1 protein-coding gene is annotated in these 24,280 nt (G+C 69.6%); it reads right to left on the bottom strand.

Going from position 1 to position 24,280, the window contains the following annotated elements; genetic code table 11:
* Positions 1-33: 33 nt before the first annotated feature.
* Positions 34-24,003 carry a non-ribosomal peptide synthase/polyketide synthase gene (locus ACFW6D_RS23760; RefSeq protein ID WP_379331502.1) on the bottom strand — a complete coding sequence of 7,990 codons (23,970 nt, stop codon included), beginning with the start codon at positions 24,001-24,003 and terminating at the stop codon, positions 34-36.
* Positions 24,004-24,280: the final 277 nt, after the last annotated feature.

Below are 24,280 nucleotides of genomic sequence, written 5' to 3'. Positions count from 1 at the left end.
CAGGCAGCAGGCACGACGGCCGGCTCCCCGATTCTATGCGCCCACCGCCCCCGCTCGCGCATCGGCCCTCGTCGCCGGTGCCTCGCTCGCGAACCCGTGCGCACCGGGTTCGGTTCCATCGAGGATCTGCGCGATCCGGGCCAGCGCTGCCTCACCGGCCATCGCCCAATGGGTGGCGTCGATGCCGTACCGGTGCACCGCGCCGCCGACCGCGCCTGCCCAGCCGGCCGCGCCGCGCGATCCGCTGGGGTCGTCGACGGTGGCGGCGAAGTAGACCAGATCACCGTCGAAGCGGCGCGGACGATAGTCATCGACCATCGCCATCGAGGTCGTGGCGGCGTCGATGATGCGGGCGATGCGGGCGCGGTCGAGCCCGGCCAGCGGACCGCCGATGCCCGCGGCCGCGGCAGCGAGACCGTCGGTGTCGAAACTGAGATCGTCACCGGCCAGGCCTCCCAGGAGGTCGCCGACGGTGGGCATCGGGGTCTGTTCGGGTCCGTCGCCGAGCCAGCTGTCCATCATCGCCAGCTGTGCCACCTGCTCGCCGTCGGCTTGTAGGCCGGTGGCGACGGCGTGGGCCAGCAGCCCACCCAGCGACCACCCGAGCAGGTGGTACGGCCCTTCCGGTTGCACCTCGCGGATGGCCGCGATGTAGCGCTGCGCCCAGGCGTCGATGGTGGTGGGCAGGGGTTCGTCTGCGGTGAGGGCGGGCGACTGCAGACCGTAGATCGGGCGCTGCGGGTCGAGGTGGCGGGTCAGTCCGGCGAACGACCAGGACACACCGCCCACGGGGTGGATGCAGAACAGCGGTGCGCCGCTGCCGCTCGCCCGCAGCGGCAGCAGCACCGCGAACGCGTCTTCGCTCGAATCATCTTCGGCGCGGAGCCTTTCCACGACGACGGCAGGCGTGGGGTCGGTGAAGAACCACGCCACCGGCACCGCGGTCTGTAGCGCCTCGCTCAGTCGCGAGGACAGCTGGACCGCGGTGAGCGAGTTGCCGCCGAGGTCGAAGAAGTTGTCGTCCATGCCGATTCGATCCAGGCCGAGCACCCTCGCGAACTCACCGGCGACCAGTTGCTCGGTCTCGGTGATCGGCGCCCGGTAGGTGGCCTGGCGGATCTCCGGTCGCGGTAAGGCGTTGCGATCGAGCTTGCCGGAAGTGTTGACCGGCAACGCATCCAGCTCGAGCACCACCGCCGGGACAAGGTACCCAGGCAGCTCTGCGGCGAGTGCCGTCCGCAGCGCTGCTGCGTCAAGGGTCGATTTCCTCTGTGCCACATCAGGTTCCGTGACAGCATCGGCGCCGATGCCACCAGCGGTGCGGTCATCGCCTACGGCACCCGCGACGCCACTATCAGCCCGCTCGACTTCCGCGTTGCGCGCGGCGACGACGTAGGCGACGAGGCGATCCGCGCCGGCCCCGGACACCACAGCGGCCGCCGCCTGCGCGACCCCCGGCTGCCGCCCGAGCGCGGCTTCCACTTCACCCAATTCGATGCGTTGACCGTTGAGCTTCACCTGCAGATCGGCGCGACCGACGTATTCCAGTGCGGGAGCGCCCCTGCCACGCAGGCGCACGAGATCGCCGGTGCGATACATGCGCGAACCGGAGGTGCCGAGCGGATCCGGCACGAACCGTTCCGCGGTGAGTTCGGCCGACCCGATGTAGCCGTGCGCGAGCTGCGCACCACCCACGTACAGTTCGCCGGTCACTCCCGGCGGCACCGGCCGCAACCGGGCATCGAGCACGTAGAGCCCGGTATTCCACACCGGCGCCCCGATCGGCACCGTGACGGTGTCAGCATCGGTGACGACGTGGGTGCTCACCTGCACCGCGGTCTCGGTGGGCCCGTACAGGTTCACCACCTGCGCCCCGGTCAGCGCGCGCGTCTGCTGCGCCAGCGCGGCGGGTAGCGCCTCGCCACCCGCGAACACCCGCCGCAGCGACCCGCCCGCGACGCCGTTGCGGGCCACACCCTCAACGACCGCACGTTCGACACCGTGGCGAGCGTTCTGTTCCGCGAATCCGCCCTGGATTGCCTCGAAACGCTCCCGTTCACGATCGTGGAGACCAGCCCCGTTGATCGAATCGGCGGCGCCCACCGCTGGGACGACAGCCGCTTCCTGCACATGGGCGACATACGCCGCGAGCAGTGTCGGCGCGAATTGCACTGTATCGATGTGATGTTCGGTGATCAGCGCCGCCAGGTAGGCCGGGTCCCCGTGCCCGCCGGGTCGCGCGATGACCGTGCGGGCACCGACGCGCTGTGGCAGCAGCAGTTCCCAGATCGACGCGTCGAACGTCGTCGGCGTCTTGTGCAGCACGGTGTCACCGGCCGTGAACCCGAAACGCTGTGCGAGCCAATCGAGTTGGTTGACGATCGCGCGATGCGGCACGCCGACGCCCTTGGGCAGGCCGGTGGATCCGGACGTGAAGATCACGTACGCGGTGTGTTCCGGCAGCAGCGGCTGCGCCCGCTCGGCGTCGTGGATCGGTTCGGCCGAGTAGGCGGCGAGATCCACCGCATCGAGCGAAACACCATCGAGCCCGGTCAGCGGGAGATCGGCGGCGTCGCGGCTGGTGGTGAGCACACAGACCGGCCGCGCGATCCGCAGAATCCGGCTGATCCGCTCGGCCGGATGATCCGGATCGATCGGCACGTAGGTACCACCCGCCGCCAGCACCGCGTACACCCCGACGAGCAGCTCGGCCGAACGCCGAACACCCACCGCCACAGCATCATCGGGCCCGACACCGAGCTCGATCAAATGACGAGCGAGCCGGTTCACCCGCGCCGAGAACTCGGCGTAGGTGAGCGCGGTGTCGCCGTCGACGAGCGCGACAGCATCCGGTGTCGCGGCGGCCTGGTAGGCGAACGCCGTCGGCAGAACACTGACCGTGCCCGCCTGCCCGGTACCGACCGTCCCCGCGTGCCCGACACCGACCGTGCTCGAAGGTCCTGTGCCGACCGTGCCTGCGTGCCCGGTACCGACCGTGCTCGAAGGTCCGGCGCCGACCGTGCTCGGCATCGCGCCCGCCGTTGCGCCGGACTCGATGTCCGCCGTGCCGCGAAGCGCGGCGTCGACGTGGACGTTCGGCGCCGTCGAGATCCGGCCGGGGGCGACCTCGCCGACACCCGAATACGCAGTGTCCCACCAAGTATCGAGCAATCGCCGGTCGTTCTCGGTGAGCAGGTCGATATCGCCCACCGCACCGTCCGGGTTCGCTGTCACCGCGGCCAGCACCCGCACAAAGCCGTCGGCGATGCGGGCGGCGGTGTCGGCGTCGAACAGGTCGGTGGCGTAGGTCAGGCTCACCGCGCAGCCGCCATCAGGGGTGTCGGCGAGGACCAGGTCGAGGTCGAACTTGGCGATGGCGGCGTCGGCTTCCAGGCCGGTGACGGTGAGATCGGGCAGGACCACCTCGACCGGTGCGGCGGCCAGGTTCTGGAAGGCCAGCATCACCTGGAACAGTGGGCTGTGGGCGGTGGAACGGATCGGGTCGAGCACGTCGACGAGCCGTTCGAACGGCACCTCCGCGTTCTCGAAAGCGTCCAGGTCCACCCGCCTCGCCTCACGCAGCAGCGCGGCGAAGGAGTCCCCGGGGTCGACGCCGGTTCGCAGCACCAAGGTGTTGACGAACATGCCGACCAGATCGTCGAGGGCCTGCTCACCGCGCCCCGCCACCGGGGTGCCGATCGCGATGTCGGCGGTGCCGCTCAGCCGAGCCAGCAGGGTGGCCAGGGCGGCGTGGGCGACCATGAACTCACTGGCATCGGCACGACGAGCCAGCTGGCGAACCCGTTGCCAGACCTGTTGTGGTACTGCGGTTTCCACGCTCGCACCGCGGTGCGAGGCGACTGCCGGACGCGGCCGGTCAATCGGCAGTTCGAGCAGCCCGGACATGCCATCCAGTTCGTCGCGCCAGAATCGTAGCTGCCGCGCGGCGACCGACTCCGCGTCGTCCTCGCTACCCAGCACCGCGCACTGCCACAGCGTGTAGTCGGCGTACTGGACTTCCATTGGCGCCCAATCGGGTTCGCTCCCCGCGCGGCGGGCGAGGTAGGCGGCACTGGTGTCGCGCAGCAGCGGCCCGGCGGAGAACCCGTCGGCGCTGATGTGATGGATCACCACCACTAACACCACTTCGTCACTCGCACACTGCAATACGCGCGCCCGCACGGGCGGCGCGACGGTGACATCGAATCCGCGCCCGATCTCGGCGGCGACGATCGCCGGCACCGCGATCGGATCGACGGTCTCCACGACCGGCGTCGGCACGAACTCCCACACCGCCTGGTGCCCGATCCCGTCGACGGCCGGGTAAGCCGTGCGCAGCACTTCGTGCCGATCGAGGACATCGGTGACCGCGGCGGCCAGCGCGGCGGCGTCGACATCGCCGGTGAGCCGCACCGCGATCGGGATGTTGTAGGCGGCGGAGTCGGGATCGAGCCGGTTGAGCAGCCACATGCGCTGCTGGGCGGCCGACAGCGGAATCCTGGCCGGTCGCGGCCCCGCCGTCAGCGCGATCCCCGCACCGCTGCCCACCCGCGCCGCGAGCGCGGCCGCGAGGTCGACCACGGTGGTCGCTTCGAACAGGGTCCGCACCGGCACCCTGGTCGACAGTGCCGCGCCGAGGCGGGCCGCGACCCGGGTGGCGATGAGCGAGTTGCCGCCGAGTTCGAAGAAGTCGTCGTCGAGTCCGACCTCCGGACGCCCGAGCACGTCACCGAACACCTCGGCCACCGCCCGCTGCGCCGCGGTGATCGGGGCCCGGAACGGTTTCGCCACGAATTCCGGTGCCGGCAGCGACTTCCGGTCGAGTTTGCCGGAGGTGTTGAGCGGGAACGCGTCGAGCACCACGATCACCGACGGCACCATGTACGACGGCAGGACGGCCCCGACCGCCGACCGCAGGGCAGCCGGATCCAGCTCGACGCCCGGCGTGGGCACCGTGTAGCCGACGAGCCGATCGCCGGTGACACTGGCCGAGACCACCGCCGCCGCCTGACTGACCCCGTCGAGACCCTGCAGCGCGGTCTCGATCTCGCCGAGTTCGATGCGCTGACCACGGAACTTCACCTGGAAGTCGATGCGGTCCAGATAGACGAGCACGCCCTCGCGCGTCCATTTCACCAGGTCACCGGTGCGGTACATGCGCCCGCCCCGGTAGCTGTTTCGGGCGTCGACAACGTCCGGACCGGCGTCTGCCACCTCGGCCCGGATGTCGGCCACGTCGGGACGGATGTCGGCCACGCCGGGACGGGAATCAGCCACGTCGGGACTGGAATCGGCGCCGACGAACGGGTCGGCGACGAATCGGTCCGCCGTCAGGTCGGCGCGGCCGAGGTACCCGCGAGCGAGTTGATCGCCGGCCAGGTACAGCTCGCCGGCCACGCCCGGGGCGACCGGGCGAAGCCGCTCGTCGAGGACGTACACGCGGGTATTCCATTCGGGCACGCCGATAGGCACTGTCTGTCCTGTAGCGCCCTCAGCGGGCCACGCGGTCACCGACACCGCAGCTTCGGTCGGACCGTACAGGTTGTGTACCACCGCAGCGGATTTCGCACGCAGCGCGACGACGGTCTCGGGAGTGAGTGCTTCACCGATCGCAAGGACCAGCCGCAGGCTCGTCAACTGCTCGGGATCGGCATGCGCGGCGAACATCGCCAGCATCGACGGCACGAAGTCGACGACGGTGATCTGCTGCGCGGCAACGAGTTCGGCGAGATACAGCGGATCACGGTGCCCGTCAGGCGTGGCGAGCACCAGCGTCGCACCGGCGGCGAGCGGGGCGAAGAAGCCCCACACCGAAAGGTCGAACCCGGCCGCCGACTTCTGCAGATATACATCTGCGCCACCCAGGCCGTACTGCTCGATCAGCCACGCGATCTGATTGCGCACACCGGCATGGCTCATCGCCACGCCCTTGGGCTTGCCGGTCGACCCGGAGGTGAACAGCACGTACGCGAGGTTCGAATCCAGCAGTGGTCCAAGAAGTTCGGACTTCGCTACCGGATCGCTCGAGTAGCGGGCAGTGTCGACCTCATCGAGTACAACGACCCTGGTCGGTGAGGCTGCCGCCGAATCACTTGCGCCATCGAGTCCCTGCATCGGCGGTTGCCGATCGTCGCCGAACAGCTGCTGGACCGTCGCCCCGAAGGCATCGGCCGTCGGTGACGAATCGGATTCGGCGGGCATACCCGATCCGACGGGTGCCGGTGCCGCCACTGGCGGCCAGTCGAATTCGTCCCTGGCGGTGGTGAGGACCAGGTGCGGTCGGGCAGTGTCGAGGATCTGGACGATGCGGTCGGTCGGGTGGTCGGGGTCGACCGGCACGTACGCACCGCCTGCCGTGAGCACCGCGTACATAGCGACCACGAGGTCGATGGAGCGCCGGATGGCGAGTGCCACCGGCACATCCGGGCCGACACCTTCACCGATCAGGTATCGGGCCAGGCGGTTGACCTGGGCGTCCAGTTCCGCGTAGGTCAGCTCCGCGCCCTCGAAGACCAGCGCGGTCGCCTCGGGCCGAGCCGATACCTGGGCGCGGAACGGCGTGAGCAGCGTTGCGGTGCAGTCGATCTCGTGTGTGGTGGAGTTCCACTCGGTGAGGACGCGGGTCCGCTCCGCAGGTTCGAGCACGTCCACGGCATCGAGCGGAATGTCCGGCGAGGTGGCGACGGCCTGGAGCAGCCGTTCCAGCCTGCCCGCGATCGCTACCGCCGTCTCGGTGTCGAACACGTCGTGGGCGTAGGTGAGGACGCCGGTGACGCCCGCGGCTGCACCGTCGGCGTACTCGTCGCTGACGATGAGGTGCAGATCGAACTGCGACAGTTCACTCTCGGTGTCCAGTCCCGACACCGTGATCCCGGGCAGCGCCAGCTCGGCCCGCTCGAAGTTCTGGAACGAGAACCCGACCTGGAACAGCGGGTGCCGGGCGGTGGAGCGCGTCGGATCGAGTACCTCGACGAGGCGTTCGAACGGCACCTCGGCGTTGGCGTAGACTGCGAGGTCGGTGATGCGCTGTCGAATCAGCAACTGCTGGAACGACTCTCCCGCTCGCAGGCGAGTGCGGAAGACCAGCGTGTTGACGAACATGCCGATCAGGTCCTCGAGCGCGGCCTCACCGCGCCCGGCGACCGGCGTACCGACGGTGATGTCGTGACTGCCCGAAAGGCGACCGAGCAGCGCCGCGAACGCGGTATGCACGACCATGAACAGCGTGGCCCCGGATTCGCGGGCCAGCGCGCTGAGCCGGGCGTGAGTGTCCGCGTCCAGGGTCACCGACACCGTCCCACCGGCGAGGGTGCGCACTGCCGGGCGCGGTCGATCCAGCGGCAAGGCCAGTTCCTCGGGCAGATCGGCGAGTTCGCCGCGCCAGAAGTCGAGCTGGCTGGCGGATAGGGAGTCCGGATCGGCTTCGTCGCCGAGCACCGCGCGCTGCCACAACGCGTAGTCGGCGTACTGCACCGGCAGCGGCGTCCACTGCGGTGCCGCGCCGTCGCGGCGGGCGAGGTAGGCCGTCATCAGGTCACGGATCAGCGGCGGCATCGACGAGCCGTCGGCGCTGATGTGATGCACGACCAGGGCGAGTACGGCCTCGTCGGCGGTGATCCGATACAGCACCACCTGCCACGGCACACCCGCCGTGACATCGAAGGTCGTGGCGGCCAGCGCCGTTACCTCAGCCACGATCTGTGCCGCGTCGACATCGCGAACCTGCAGTGCCACACCGGCTTCGGCGGCAGTCAGGATCTGTTGGACCGGCCCATCAGCCGTCTCCGGGTAATAGGTGCGCAGTACTTCGTGTCGGTCGACGAGATCGCCCACCGCCGCGGTGAGTGCCTCCAGATCGAGCGCACCACTCAGACGCACCGCGATCGGCACGTTGTACCCGGCCGAGTCCGGATCGAACCGGTTCAGGAACCACATGCGCTGCTGCGCGGGCGAGAGCGGAATCGACGCGGGCCGCTCCCCCGCCGCCAGTGCCACTCGTGCCGTGCCCGCCTCGGCATCGAGTGCGGCGGCCAATGCGGCAACCACCGGCGCCTCGAAGATCCGCGCCACCGGCACCTGCCTGCTCGATGCCGCCCCGAGTCGCGCGGCCACCCTGGTCGCGATCAGCGAGTTGCCGCCCAGATCGAAGAAGTCGTCATCGGCACCGACCAGTTCGACACCGAGCACCTCGGCGATGACCCCCGCCACCAGCTGCTCCGACGGCGTCGCCGGTGCACGGAATTCGCGCGCGACCAGCTCCGGTGCGGGCAGTGCGCGCCGAGCGAGCTTGCCGGAGGCATTGACCGGCAGCTCATCGAGCACGACAAACGCACTCGGCACCATGTAGGACGGGAGTGCCTGTTGCAAAGCCGCTTTCACGACAGCGAGGTCTAGCGACGAGGCGTCCGCTATGACGCCACGGTGCCGGTTGCGGTCGGCAGAATCGGCGCCGATGGTAGGGCCGTCGCCGATGTCAGCAACGGCGAGGAGGACCGCATCGTCATCGACAGCCCCAGTGTCCGAGGCGACGCCGACGGCAGCGGCGGAACGCGCGTCCGCGTCAGCGCCGGTCACCCCGTGACTGGTTTCAGCCGGGACCAGGTAGGCGGTGAGGTAGTCGCCGGCGCCGTCGTCGCGGACGGTGACCACTGCGCGTTCGATGGTGTCGAGGCCGGCGAGCACCGCTTCGATTTCGCCGAGTTCGATACGCAGGCCGCGCAGTTTCACCTGGAAGTCGGTGCGGCCCAGGTACTCCAGTTCACCCGAGCGGGTGCGGACCACCAGGTCGCCGGTGCGGTACATGCGCTCGCCCGGGGCGCCGAGGGGGTTGGCGACGAAGCGATCGGCGGACAGGTCGGGGCGCGCGAGGTACCCGCGCGCCAGCTGGACGCCGGCCAGATACAGCTCACCCGGTGTACCGACCGGAACCGGCCGCAGACGCGCGTCGAGCACGTGCAGGGCAGTGTTGGCGACCGGGGCGCCGATCGGCACCGTGACCGTGTCGGCGTCGGTGACCTCGTGGAAGCTGACATCGACGGCGGCCTCGGTGGGTCCGTACAGATTGTGCACGGCGACACCGGGAATCAGCGTGCGCAGACGCTGGGCACCGGCGGCGGGCAGCGCCTCACCGGAAGCGAATACCTGTCGCAGCGAAACACACTCGGCGGCACGCGGTTCAGTGAGGAACGCCGCCAACATCGACGGGACGAAGTGCGCGACACCGACACCCGTGCGGGTGATGACCTCCGCCAGGTACACGGGATCCCGATGCCCGTCCGGGCGCGCGATCACCAGCGTGGCCCCGATCTGCAAGGGCCAGAACAGTTCCCACACCGAAACATCGAAGGTGATCGGCGTCTTCTGCAGCACGACATCGGCAGCATCGAGCCGATAGGCATCCTGCATCCAGACCAAGCGATTGACGATCGCGGTGTGAGTCACCGCGACGCCCTTGGGCTTACCGGTCGAACCGGATGTGAACAGCACATACGCCAGATCCGCACCATGCAACGGCCGGATCCGCTCGGCATCGGTCACCGGGGCCGCCGCGAACCCGGACAGATCGAGCGTGGCGGGATCGACAATGCGCGTGGCGTGCGAGTCAGTTTCGGGGAAATCGGAGGCGGCCAGCACACAGACCGGTGCCGCGGTCGCCAGAACATCGGCGATCCGGTCGGCCGGGTGGTCAGGGTCCAGCGGCAGGTACGCCGCACCCGCGGCCTGGACGGCGTAGATGGCGACCAGCAGGTCGATGCCGCGCCGCAGCCCGACACCGACGATCGCGCCGGGGCCGACCTGCTCGGCGATCAGCCATCGCGCCAGGCGGGCGACACGAACGGCGAACTCGCCGTAGGTAACTCGCTGACCCTCGAATTCGAGCGCAACCGCGTCGGGCGTACGCGCGGCCCGCGCGCCGAACAACGTAACCAGCGTCGCATCGGTGTCGAGCGGGGCCGCAGTGTCGTTCCACGCCACGAACTGGGCGGTCTCGGCGGCATCCAGGAGGTCGATCTCACCGACCGCGACGCCGTCATCGGCGACAACAGCACTCAGCACCCGCACGAACCGCGCACCGAACGCGGCCACCGTGTCGGCGTCGAACAGATCCGTGGCATAGCGCAGCCACCCGCGCATCCCGGCTTCCCCCGCGGCATCGACGGTCTCGTTGACCGCCAGCGACAGGTCGAACTGCGTCGTCGCCGCCGGCATGGCGAATTCGTCGATCCGCAGGCCGGGCAGTTCGATGACGGTGTCGTCGCGGTGTTCGAAGGCGAGCATCACCTGCACGATCGGCGAATATGCCGTGGAGCGAACCGGATTCAGCTCGTCCACGAGCCGCTCGAACGGCAGGTCCGCGTGCGCGAAGGCCCGCAGGTCGGCCGCTCGCACCTCGGCGAGCAGCTCACCGAACCCGGCGCCGGTATCGACGGCGGTCCGTAGCACGAGGGTGTTGACGAACATCCCGACGAGATCGTCGAGCGCGGCATCCGCCCGCCCGGCGACCGGCGTGCCGACGAGAACATCCGCACCCGCACCCTGCCGGGACAGCAGCACCGCGAACGCCGCGTGCACCACCATGAAGGTGGACACCCCGTGGCGACGAGCCAACTCCTCGATCCCGGCGACCACCTCGGCGGGCACCTCGAACCCGACAGCGCCACCCGAACCCGTGCGCACAGCGGGCCGTGGCCGATCGGTTGCCAGTTCGAGAACCGGTGCGACCCCGGCCAATTCGTCACGCCAATGCGCCAACTGCCGCGCCAGCCGCGACTCCGGGTCCGCCGCGTCACCGAGCACGGCGTGCTGCCACAGGGTGAAGTCCGGATACTGCACCGGCAACGGCTCCCACACCGGAGCGATTCCCGCAGCGCGCGCGGCGTAGGCGGTGATCAGGTCACGCGCCAGCGGCGTCGTCGACACACCATCGGCCGCGATGTGATGCACCGCGAGCACCAGCACGTGCTCGTCGGATCGGCGTACAGGTTCGACCCGCGCGGCGCGACGCAGCAGTGCAGCCCGCAGCGGGGGCTGGGTGGTCAGGTCGTAGCCCTCGCCGATGAGGGTGCGTACGGCTTCGGCCAGTTCGGCCTCGGCTATTTCGCGCACGACCGTGGCGGGCAACACCGCGTCGACGGGCAGCACCACCTGGGTCGGGCCGTCGGCGTCCTCCGGGAAGATGGTGCGCAGCGATTCGTGCCGGTCGAGGACGTCGGCGAGCGCGGCCCACAGCGCGTCGGTGTCGAGGTCGCCGGTCAGGCGCAGGGCGATGGGCAGGGTGTAGACGGCCGATTCGGGGTCGATCCGGTGCAGCAACCAAAGACGAGTCTGGGCCAGGGACAACGGGATTCGATCCGGACGCGGCCGCACCACAGCCAGCGCGGGCACCTGTTCGCCCGTGGCCCCCGCACGTTCGGCGAGTCCCGCGACGGTCGGGGCGTCGAACACATCGCGCACATCCAGCGCACTGCCGAGGACCGCGTTGGCGCGTGCGACCAGCCGCATCGCGAGCAGCGAATTGCCACCCACGGCGAAGAAGTCGTCGTCGGCACCGACGCGCGCCACCCCGAGCAGTTCGCCGATCACACCGGCCAGTGCGGTCTGCGCACCCGGTCGCGGCGCCACGTATGCGGTGGTGGTGGACAGGTCAGCGGCAGGCAGCGCGGTCCGGTCGAGCTTGCCGGCGGAGTTGAGCGGCACGGTGTCGAGCACGACCAGGTGCGCGGGCACCATGTACGCGGGCACCCGGCTCGCGACATGCGCACGCACCGCCACGATGTCGACCTCGCCCGCGACATACCCGACCAGGCACTGTCGCCCGGCGTCGTCGGTGGCGGGCAGCACGGTGGCGTGGGTGACACCGGGAGCGTCGCCGAGGGCAGCCTCGATCTCGCCCAGCTCGATCCGCAGCCCCCGGATCTTCACCTGGAAGTCGTTGCGGCCCAGGTAAACCAGCGCTCCCGCACGATCGCGACGGACGAGGTCGCCCGTGCGGTACATGCGCGCGCCCTCGGCCCCGAACGGATCGGCGACGAACCGGTCGGCGGTCAGGTCGGGCCTGCCGAAGTAGCCGCGAGCCAGCTGGTCACCCGCGAGGTACAGCTCGCCCGCGACACCGCTCGACACCGGGTGCAGTCGCTCGTCGAGGACGTAGGCGCGCACGTTCCAGGTCGGCTTGCCGATGGGCATCTCGGTCTGTTCGACCGGCGCCGTGATCTGCTGGAAAGTACTGGTGATGGCGACTTCGGTCGGGCCGTAGGTGTTGTGCAGCTCGCCGGGGAGCGCGGCGAGCACGGTGGCCGCCAACGGAGCGGGCAGCTCCTCGCCGCCCACGTGCAGCATGCGCAATCCGCTCAGCGCGTCGCCGAGTCCTTCGGCCAGCATGGCGGCCAGCACCGACGGCACGATCTCCATGATGGTGACGCCCTGCTCGCGCACCACGCGCGCCTGATATTCCAGGTCGAGGTGACCGCCGGGGCGCAGCAGCACCAGCGGGGCACCCAGCAGCGCGGGGGCGAGGAGCTCCCAGAGCGAGACGTCGAAGGTGAGCGGCGCGCGCTGCAGGAAGCGATCCGCCGCGGTCATCGCGTATTCGCCACGCAGCCAGCAGATTTCGTTGACGACGGCGCGATGCGAGATCAGCACACCCTTCGGTGTACCGGTGGATCCGGACGTGAACAGCACATACGCCGGGTGCTCGGGGTGCAGCGGCGCGAGGCGTTCGGCGTCGGTGAGCGGTGCGCCCGACACCACGCGATGCGGCGCAACCTCAGCTCCATTCTCCGAAACCCCAGGTCCGTGTGGCGAATCCGCAGCATCCCGCGTCGAACCCTCGAGCTGGGCGACGGTCAGCACCGCGAACCCCGAGCGGGACGCAGCCGCGAAATGCACTGAGGCCGTGGCGGATCGGATGCCACTGTCCACATGGTCGAGATCACCGGCGGACGCGACGACGACAAGTCGCGGCGCGGCCGTCGCCAGCACATCGCCGATGCGGTCCGCGGGCTGGGCCGCGTCGATCGGCACGTACACACCACCGGCGGCGAGCACGCCGTGTAACACCACCAGCAGTTCGATGCCGCGCGGAACAGCAACGGCCACCGGCGTTTCCGGGCCGACACCGCAGTCGATCAACCTGCGCGCGAACCGGTTGGCTCGGGCGGCGAGCGCCCCGTAGGTGATCTCGGCGCCTTCGAAGACCGCCGCCACGGCGTGCGGATCGCGGGCGGCCGAGGCATCGAGCAGGTGCGCGGCGAGCGGGGCACGCACACCCAGTTCGGCCAGCGCGGCGTCGAGGGGCACGACCTCGCCGTGGTGGCTCGCGAGGATCTCGGCGCGGTCGGCATCGGCGAGCATCGCGAGATCGCCTACGGCAGTGCCGGGTTCGGCGACGGCGCCCTGTAGCACCCGCTCGAGCATGTCGACCATGGTGGTGACGGTGTCGGCGTCGAAAAGGTCGGTGGCGTAGCGCAGTTCGAGGTCGAGACCATCGGGTGCGCCGTCCGGCGCGAAACGGTCGACGAAGGTGAAGTCCAGATCCACCTCGATCGGCGCATCCGGCAGCGTCAGCCCCGACAGCGTGAGACCGGGCAGTTCGAACGCGGTCCTGCGCTGGTTCTGCAACGCGAGGCAAACCTGATACAGCGGCGAATACCCCTGCGAGCGAGCCGGATTCAGCGCGTCGACGAGGCTTTCGAACGGCACATCGGCGTTGTCGAAGGCATCGAGATCGCCCGCGCGGACCTCGTCGAGCAGGTCACCGAAACGGACGTGGGCCTGGACCCGGGCGCGCAGCACCAGGGTGTTGACGAACATGCCGACGATGTCGTCGAGCTCGCGATGACCGCGGCCGGCGACCGGTGTGCCGACGACGATGTCGGTACCGGCCGACAGGCGGGCCAGCAGTACCGAAAGGCCCGCGTGCAGCACCATGAACGGACTCGCGCGGTGCGCGCGGGCCAGCTCCTCGATCCCGCGATGCAGGTCCGCGTCGAGGGTGGTGGTGAAGGTCGCGCCCCGGTTGGAGGCGATCAGCGGCCTGCGCCGGTCCGTGGGCAGTGTCAGGACATCGGGCAGCCCCGCGAGGCGGTCGGTCCAGTAGTCGAGCTGGCGGGCCAGCGGCGCGTCCGGGTCGTCGGCGTGGCCGAGGCCCTCGGTCTGCCACAGCGCGTAATCGGCGTAGTGCACGGCCAGCGCGGGCAGCTGCGGTTCCACACCCGCGGCGCGCGCTGCGTAGGCGGTGACGAGATCCCGGGTCAGCGGCCCCATCGACCACCCGTCCGCCGCGATGTGATGCACAACGAGCACCAGCACGTGCTCGGTCGCCGTGACCCGTAGCAGGGCGGCGCGCACCGGCACCTCGGTCGTGATGTCGAAGCCATCGGCGAGGACCGCGACCACCGCTGCAGGCACAGCATCTGCCTCGACATCGACCACGGCGAGCTCGGGTACGAACGTCGGCCCGACGAGTTGTGTTGCCTGTCCGTCGAATTCGGGGTAGGTCGTGCGTAAGGTCTCGTGCCGCGCGATCAGGTCACCCAGCGCCCCACGCAGCGCCGCGGTATCCAGGTCGCCGCTGAGCCGGATCGCGACCGGAATGTGGTACGCGGCGGAGTCCGGATCGAAGCGGTGCAGGAACCACATCCGCTGCTGCGCGGGTGAGAGCGGAATTCGTTGCGGCCGTTGCCCTGCCACTGGTCCGCGCCTGCTACCGGTGCCGCGCAGTGCGTCCAGCCGCACGGCGAGTCCGTCGACGGTGCTCGCCTCGAACAGTTCCCGCACCGGCACCCGAGCATCCAGCGCGGCACCGAGCCTCGCCGCCACCTGGGTCGCCAGCAGTGAGTTCCCGCCGAGCGCGAAGAAGTCGTCACCCGCACCGACCTGGTCGAGGTCGAGCACCCCGGCGAAGGTCGCGGCGACGATCCGCTCGGTGGCGGTGGCGGGCTCCCGGTGTTCGCGCTGCTGCGATTGCGGCGCGGGCAGCGCCCGGCGATCGAGCTTGCCGGATGCGTTGACGGGCAGCTCGTCGAGGAAGACGTAGGCGCCCGGGACCATATAGGAGGGCAGCACGGCGGCGATCGCGGCGTCGAGATCCGCGCGGTCGGGTATCGCAGGTGTGCTGGGGCCTGAAGTCGACGATGCATCGGCACGGGCCGTGGCGTGCTGTTCGGCGCTGCCTGCGACGTCGAGCACAGCGCCCGGCGCGTTCGTCCCGTCCGTGGCGGCGGAGGACAGGGCGCCCACCGTCGCGGGCCGCACGCCCGCAGGCGTTGCCCCAGCGCGGACCACGTAGGCAACGAGCTGATCAGGTCGGCCTTCGTCGGAGCGGACAAGGACGGCGACCCTGCTGACGCCGGGGACCGAGGCGATGGCGGCTTCGATTTCGGCCGGTTCGATGCGCAGGCCGCGCAGTTTCACCTGGAAGTCGGTGCGGCCCAGGTAATGCAGGGCTGGGCCGTGGGGGCCGGTGCGCCAGGTGACCAGGTCGCCGGTGCGGTAGAGGCGTTCGCCGGTGCCGAAGGGGTCGGCGACGAAACGTTCGGCCGTGAGGTCGGTGCGACCGTGGTAGCCGTCGGCGAGCTGGGCGCCCGCGACGTAGAGCTCACCCGGGACACCCGCGGGCACCGGGTGCAGGCGCGAATCCAGCACGTACACACGGGTATCGGCGACCGGTGCACCGATCGGCACCGCCGCGCCCTGTTCGTCGCGCACCTCGTGGGCGGTGACCTGGATGGCGGTCTCGGTGGGTCCGTACAGGTTCACCACGGTCGCGCCGGTGCTCGCGCGCACCCGCCGCGCCAGGTCTGTCGTCAGCGCTTCACCACCCGCGAAAACCAGTCGCAGCGAATCCGCGTGCGCAGATTCCGGTTCCGCCACGACGGCGGCAAGCACCGACGGCACGTACTGAACCACGCTCACCCGATGGCGCACCGTGGCCGCCGCCAAGTAGGCCGGATCGCGATGCCCGTCAGCCGTGGCGAGAACCAGTCGCGCACCGACCTGCAAGGGCCACAACAGTTCCCACACCGACGCGTCGAAGGTGAACGGCGTCTTCTGCAGCACCACATCGTCGACGCCGAGCGGGTATTCCCGCTGCAGCCACCGCAATTGGTTCACCACGGCCTTGTGCGGCACCGCCACACCCTTAGGCCTGCCGGTGGAACCCGACGTGAACAGCACGTACGCGAGGTGCTCGGGACGCAGCGGAACCACCCGCTCGTCATCGGTGATCGGCTCCGCGGACAGTTCCGACAGGTCGAGCGCGTCGACCTCCAGCACCGACTCCCCCACCGCCACACCACTTCCGGCGACGGCCAGAACACAGACCGGTGCCGTCTGCGCCAGCACATAGGCCGTCCGCTCGGCCGGATGATCCGGATCCACCGGCACATACGCCGCACCGGCCGCCAGCACCGCGTGCACCGCGACCAACTGCTCCACACCGCGCCGCATCGCCACCGCGACCAGCGCACCCGGGCCCGCCCCGAGCGCGATCAGATGACGGGCCAGCCGTGCGACCCGCCCGCTGAACTCCGCATACGAAAGCTCCCCGTCGACCACTACGGCGATCGAATGAGGTGTGGCGGCAGCTTGTTCGGCGAAGAGTGAGGCGAGAGTCGCGGTGCGACCCGACCCGGTCGCGGTGTCGTTCCACGTTGTCAGGAGTTCGGTTCGCTCGGCCGGCTCGAGGATGTCGATGTCGCCGACCGGGCGGGTCGGGTCGGCGAGGACGGCCGTGAGCAGGCGGTGCAGGCGGATGGCGAAGCCCTCGACGGTAGTGGCGTCGAACAGGTCGGTGGCGTACAGGAATGCACCGGAAATGCCGGTGGGAGTGCCGCTTTCGTCGCGGTGTTCGGTGAGGGTGAGTTCGAGGTCGAACTTGGCTACGCCGGTCGGTAGATCGAAACCGGCGACGGTGAGGCCTGGGAGGGCGAGTTCGCTCGGGGTGTCCTCGTTGAGGGACAGCATCACCTGGAACAGCGGGTTACGGGCGGTGGAGCGGACCGGATCGAGGAGCTCGACCAGCCGCTCGAAGGGCACATCGGCGTGACCGAAAGCGGCGAGATCGGTGTCGCGGACTCGGGCGATCAGCTCGGTGAACCCCATCGCGGGGGCCACCTCGGTGCGCAGGACCAAGGTGTTGACGAACATGCCGACCAGATCGTCGAGCGCGCGTTCACCACGCCCCGACACTGGAGTGCCGATCGCGATATCGGTGGTCGCCGACAACCGCGCCAGCAGTACCGCGAACACCGCGTGCGCCGCCATGAACACCGTAATACCCTGCGCGCGAGCGAATTCCGCCAGCGCGCGATGGGTGTCGGCGTCGATCTCGATGCCGTGCATCGCACCGCGCCGGGAAGCGACCGCGGGCCGGGTTCGGTCGGTGGGCAGTTCCAGCTGCTCCGGCAGCCCGGACAGCGCGTCCTGCCAGAACGAGAGCTGCTGTGCCACCACTGATTCCGGATCTGTGGCGTCGCCGAGAACCGCGTGCTGCCAGACGGCGTAGTCGGCGTACTGCACGGCCAACGGCGCCCAACTCGGGGATTCACCGACGGCCCGCGCGCCGTAGGCCGTGAGCACGTCCCGGATCAGCGGGCCGAACGAGAATCCATCGGCCGCAATGTGATGCAACACGATGACCAGCACATACTCGGCGTCGCCTCGCAAGGGGGCACTCGTAGGCACCGCTTCCGCTTCGCGGTCGACGTGGCGGGAGCCGGCAGACTCCGCCAGGTCCGCGGAGCCGAGAGTGTCGACCCGGTCCGCGCGAACCGGCATACCGGTTCGGCCTGCCTCTGCCAGGATGTGAGCGGAAGCTGCGGATGGCAAATCATGTTCCGGTGCTTCGCTCTTCGCGAGGACACGGAGCAAAGTCGCGCGAATGGGCGCGTCCAGGGTGAGGTCGAAGCCGATCGACGCGAAGGTGCGTACGGCGTCGGGCAGGTCGGCCGCGGGCACGATCTGGGGGTGGACCTCGGGCAGGAGTCCGCTGGCAGGCAGGATTTCGGCGATGGCGTTGCCGTCGAGTTCCGGGTAGCGGGTGCGCAGGACCTCGTGCCGATCCAGCACGTCGACGATCGCCGCCTGCAGTGCGGCGATGTCCAGGGTGCCGGTGAGGCGGACGGCCAGGGGAATGTTGTCGGTGGCCGAGCCGGGGTCGAAGCGGTTGAGGAACCACATGCGCTGCTGGGCGGGCGAGAGCGGAACGGGATCGGGTCGAGTCCCCGCCACCAGCGCGGGGCCGGTGCCAGTGCCGCGCAGACGGTCGGCGGCCGCGGCCAGCGTCAGCACCGTAGGGGTGTCGAAGAGCTGGCGCACGGGGATGCGGATGTCGAGGTCGGTGCCGATGCGTGCCATCAACCTGGTGGCGAGCAGCGAGTTTCCGCCCAGGTCGAAGAAGTCGTCGTCACGGCCGACCCGGTCCAGTCCGAGTACCTCGGCGAAGGCGGCGGCCACAACCTGCTCGGCAGCCGTTTCCGGCGCACGGTAGGCGGCGGCTTCGAAGACGGGCGCGGGCAGTGCGGCCCGGTCGAGCTTGCCGACCGGGGTCAGCGGCACCGCGTCGAGGGCGACGATCGCCGACGGCACCATGTGCGAGGGAAGGTGTGCGGCGGTGTGCGCGACGAGGGTCGCTGTGTCGACCGCGGTACCGGCGACAGGCACGATGTAGGACACCAACAGCGTGGCGCCGGCGTCGGTGCGGTGACCGATGGTGGCCGCGAAGTCGACGGTGTGATGCCGGACGAGGACCGCGTCGACCTCCCCCAGCTCGATCCGGAATCCGCGCACCTTCACCTGGAAGTCGTTGCGGCCCAGGTATTCCAGATCGAACGAACCGTCACGATGAACCCAGCGCACGGTGTCACCGGTGCGGTACATCCGATCACCGGGCGCGCCATAGGGATTCGTGATGAACCTGCCCGCCGTCAACGCGGGCCTGCGGTGGTATCCGCGCGCCAGCTGCGCACCGGCGATGTACAGCTCGCCGACAACCCCGGCGGGTACCGGTCGCAGCCGATCGTCCAGGACCAATTCGGTCGTGCCCTCCACGGGCGCGCCGAGCGTGACAGGCGTTGTCGCGCTGAGTGGTTCGCTGATATTGGTGACGATGGTCGCCTCGGTCGGCCCGTACCCGTTGCGGAAGATCAGCCCCGGAATCGCAGCGGTCCAGCGCGCGACCAGCTCCGCCGGGCACGCCTCACCACCGACCACGACCACCCGCAGCGCGTCCAGCCCCTCGGGGTTCACCGTCGCCAGCGCCGACGGCGTGATGATCACATGGGTCACCCGCTCGACCTGCAGCAACTCCCCCAGCTCCGCCCCACCGAACACCCCGGCGGGCGCGACAACCATCGTCGCCCCCTCGGTCACGGTCAGCAGCAGCTCGGCCACCGAGATGTCGAACGACGGCGACGCCACATGCAGCACCCGCGCATCCGCCGACGCCAGATACCGCCCCGCCTGCACCGGCAGATACGCCGCAACCGCACCCTGCGGAATCACCACACCCTTGGGCAGACCGGTGGTGCCGGACGTGTAGATGACGTACGCAGGATCCAACGGATCCACCACACGCCTTCCGGCCGCACCACCCGCCGGGGCGCCACCCGCCACGCTGCCACCCGCCGTGGCACTTTCCGCCACGCTGCCACCCGCCGTGATACCGCCCGCGGCGCCGGCCTGCGAGGTTCCGACCAAAGTGTTTTTCGCAGCACTCCCGAAAATGTTCACATCGTGCACTTTTTCGGCACCGTTCGAAAAAGCATGTCCCCCCGCAGAGACCACGACGCCGTCGCCACGTGTGACATCACCGCCAGGCACGTCGCCGCGGTCATCACGAACGTCGCGTTTGCCACGGTCGGCGCTGTCGGCCAGTTCGGCACAGTCGGCGCTGTCGGCCAGTTCGGCACAGTCGGCGCTGTCGGCCAGTTCGGCACAGTCGGCGCGGTCACCGAGACGTGCGTCGGCACCACCATCGGCGAGCGGTGCTTCGCTTGGATCAGATGTCACGCCGTCGAGCACCAGCCAGTTCACTGTGGCCGGCAGGTCCGCCAGCACCGCGTCGACCGTGATGCCGGCAGCAGCACCCGAATCGGCGAGCATGTGGGCGATACGGTCGGCGGGGTAGGTCGGGTCGACCGGGAGGAAACCTGCCCCGGACTTCACGACGGCCCAGACCGCGGTGACCGAGGCGGCGGAGCGCGGGATGCTCACTGCGACAAGGTCTCCCGCGCCGATGCCGAGGTCGACGAGGCGGGCGGTAAGGCGGGCGGAGGCGGCGTCGAGTTCGCCGTAGGTGAGGGTGCGGGCGCCGTCGCGGATCGCGATCGCGGCGGGGTCGGCGGCGGCGCGGGCCAGCACCTCCGGCAGCAGCGGGGCGGAGGTCGACGGGCCACCGGTGCGGGCGGTCAGCTCGGCGAGTTCAGTGCCGATCAGCAGGGGCAGATCGGCCACGGGGGTGTGCGGGGCGGCGGCGATCGCGGCGAGCAGGCCGATGAAGCGCGACACCATCCGCGCGACCGTCGGCTCGTCGAACAGATCTGTGGCGTAGGAGAATTCGCCGGACAGACCACCGGCGCCGGAATCACGCACGGTCACCGAGAGATCGAACTTCTCGATGTCGTAGGGCAGGTCGACGGCGGCGGCACGCAGACCTGGCAGTTCGAAGCTCGTCGGCGGCAGGTTCTGCAGCGACAGCGCCACCTGGAACAGCGGATGCCGACCAGCCGAGCGCGGCGGCGCGAGCACCTCCACGAGCCGCTCGAACGGCAGGGCGGTGTGGTCGAAGGCGGCCAGGTCTCCGGTACGAACGCGGCCGAGCAGCTCTTCGAACGGTTCGGCGCCCCGCACCTGGGTGCGCAGCACGGCGGTGTTGACGAACATGCCGATGACGTCGTCGAGTTCGGCGGCACCGCGCCCGGCGACCGGCGTTCCGATCGCCACATCGGCATTGCCCGACAGGCGTGCGATTAGCGCCGACAACGCCGCGTGCAGCAGCATAAACAGCGTCGCACCCTGTTCCGCGGCAACAGCATTCAGCGCCACGACCACCTCGGCATCGAGCTCGAACGAGACCCGCCGCCCCTGCATCGACGCCGTGGCGGGACGCGGCCGATCGGTCGGCAGGCTCGACTCGTCCGGCAGTCCGGCCAACGAGTCCCGCCAGAACGCGATCTCCCGCCCGGCCTGCGAGTCGGCATCGTCTTCCGCACCGAGAATCGCACGCTGCCACAGCGTGTAGTCGGCGTACTGCGCCGACAGCGGATTCCACTGCGGCGCAGCACCTTCGGTCCGCGCATAGTAGGCGGCCATCGTGTCACGCACCAGCGGACCAGCCGACCAACCGTCGGACGCGATGTGATGCACCACCAGCACCAACACGTGATCGCCGTCGACCTCGAACAACCTCGCCCGCACCGGCGGGGCAACAGTGACATCGAATCCACGCAGGATCACCGCGGCCAGGACATCAGGAAGCTCCTCGGCACCAACGCCGATCGGGTCGAGCAGCGTCGACACTGCCGACGACACCGAATCGCCCGCACCACCGTTGGCCCGCCCACTCACCTCGGACGCGCCACTCTCCACGCCCGCACTCGCAGGGGACCCGCCATCGACGCCGACCGAGCTGTCGTCACCATCAGCACCAGCGGCCAGTGCCTCCGAACTCGATTCGGCAACAAGCAATTCGAGCGCATCAGCGGGAGCGAGCACCCGCTGCGTCCCGACCCCGTCGACCTCGGGATACACCGTGCGCAGCACTTCATGCCGAGCGATCAGGTCACCGACAGCCGCCCGTAAAGCGTCCAGATGCAGCACACCCGACAACCGCACCGCGATCGGAATGTTGTACGCCCCGGTCTCCGGATCGAACCGATTCAGAAACCACATCCGCTGCTGAGCGGGCGAGAGCGGCAACACCGCAGGCCGCGGCCCCGCAACGAGCGCGGGCCGTTCGTCGACAACCCCACCCTCGACCAGCTTCGCCAGCACGGCGACAGTCGGACTGTCGAAGAAGTCGCGAACATCTACCCGCACACCGAAATTCGCCTGCAGCCGCCCGATGGCACGGGTAGCGATCAGCGAGTTACCACCGAGACGGAAGAAGTCGTCGTCCAACCCGACGGTCTCCACGTCGAGCAGCTCGGCGAACAATGCCGCGACGGACCGTTCAGTAGCCGTACGCGGCTCGCGGAACTCGGCAGCCGCAACACGGAAATCGGGCTCCGGCAACGCTTTACGATCCAGCTTGCCACTGGCATTGATCGGCATCGCATCCAGCTGCACCAGCAGCGAAGGCACCATGTACTCCGGCATCGACATCTTGGCGTGCGCGGTCAACTCGCCCTCGTCGAGCACCGCACCGTCGACGCTCACCACATAACCGACCAGCGCCTCCCCGGCGGCATGCCGATGCAGCACCACCGCCGCGTTGCCGACCCGAGGATGCGCGGCCAGCACGGCCTCGATCTCCCCCAGTTCGATCCGCAACCCACGCAGTTTGACCTGAAAGTCGGTGCGCCCCAGGTATTCCAGCTCACCGCGCACCGAGCGCACCAGGTCACCGGTGCGATACATCCGTTCACCGACCGCACCGTACGGGTTGGCGACGAACCGATCCGCGGTCAGTCCCGGCCGCGCCACGTAACCACGCGCCAACTGCACACCCGACAGATACAGCTCCCCGACCACCCCGACGGGCACCCGATCCAGATTCTCGTCGAGCACCAGCAACCCGGTGTCATCGGCGGGACCACCGATCGGCACCGACACCTCGTCCGCAGCCGTCACCTCGTGCGCGGTGACGTCGACCGCCGCCTCGGTCGGCCCGTACAGGTTGTGCAGCGCGGTCGACGACAAGGCGCGCAGCCGTGCGGCGGTAGCGGCGGGCAGCGCCTCACCGGAGGCGAACACCATCCGCAACGACGACAGATCCGCCTCGGCGCTCACGTCACCGACGAACGCGGCCAGCATCGACGGCACGAAGTGCGTCACCGTCGCCCGGTGCTCGGCGATCAACGCCGCCAGATACGCGGGATCACCGTGTCGACCGGGTTCGGTGACAACCAGCCGCGCACCCACCTGTAAGGGCCAGAACAGCTCCCAGACCGACACGTCGAAGGTGAACGGCGTCTTCTGCAACACCACATCGGCATCGGTCATGCCGTAGCTGCGCTGCCGCCAATCCAGGTTCGCCACGATCGCCCCGTGGGTCACCGCCACGCCCTTCGGCCGACCCGTGGAACCGGAGGTGAAGATGACGTAGGCCGTGTTGTCGGCCCGCACCCCGGACACCACCTCAACGGGCACCGAGCCCCAGCCGATGTCATCGGTGCGCAACACCGGCGCCCTACCGAGATCCGGCTCATCGCAAGCACGCGTCACGACCACCACCGGCCGCGCCACCTCGAGCACGTAGTGCAACCGGTCCACCGGATGATCGGGATCGAGGGGCACATACGCACCACCGGCCCGCACGATCGCGTGCACCGCGACGATCAACTCGACACTGCGGCGAAGCGCGAGCCCGACCAACGACTCCGGCCCCACTCCCAGCTCGACCAGCCGCCCGGCGAGCACCCGCACCCTGGCGTCGAATTCCGCGTAGGTCAGCGTCTGCGCACCGAACTGCACCGCGACAGCGTCGGGAGTCCGCGCCGACTGCTCGGCGAACCGGTCGATCAGCGTCGGCGAGGCCACCGGTCCACCGAGCACCGCCATCGCATCCACGCCCAGCGATTCCAGCAGCACACCGAAGGTCCCCTCGGCAGCGTCGACCACCCCGGGGAACAGCTCGGCGAGCACGACCTGCACCAGCGTCTCCGGGTCCAGCGCCCCACCGGTGAGCTCGGCCATCGTCGCGAGCTGCGCATCGAGCTCACCGTAGGACACCGAGGCACCGTCGAACTCGACCGCGATCCGCGCCGGTTCCATCGCCGCGACCGTTGCCACCAGCGCTGCCAGCTGTTCTGTTTCCGCGCGCGCCGGAGTGGGGTTGGTCATCGCACACTGCCTTCCATTACCGGCCGCGGGTAACGCCACGCGGCCGCACAAAAACTCGGAACTCCCCGGCGCACAACCGGGGGGACGGGATCGGCGCCGGGGTGGCCAACCTCAGGCACCCTGCCCGAAATCCACCCACTCACGCCGGACTCAGTGCGATCGGCTATGACACGATCGCGGCAATCTGGCTCGCCGCCATGCAACCAGCAATGACTCGGCTATCTCCCGACCTCCATCATCAACCCCGACACCAGAACGCGTCCGCAGACGATGAGAA

Source organism: Nocardia sp. NPDC058705, assembly GCF_042749305.1.
Taxonomy (GTDB): domain Bacteria; phylum Actinomycetota; class Actinomycetes; order Mycobacteriales; family Mycobacteriaceae; genus Nocardia.
The sequence above is the reverse complement of the archived record's forward strand: the minus strand, read 5'-3'. Positions and strand labels throughout refer to the sequence as shown.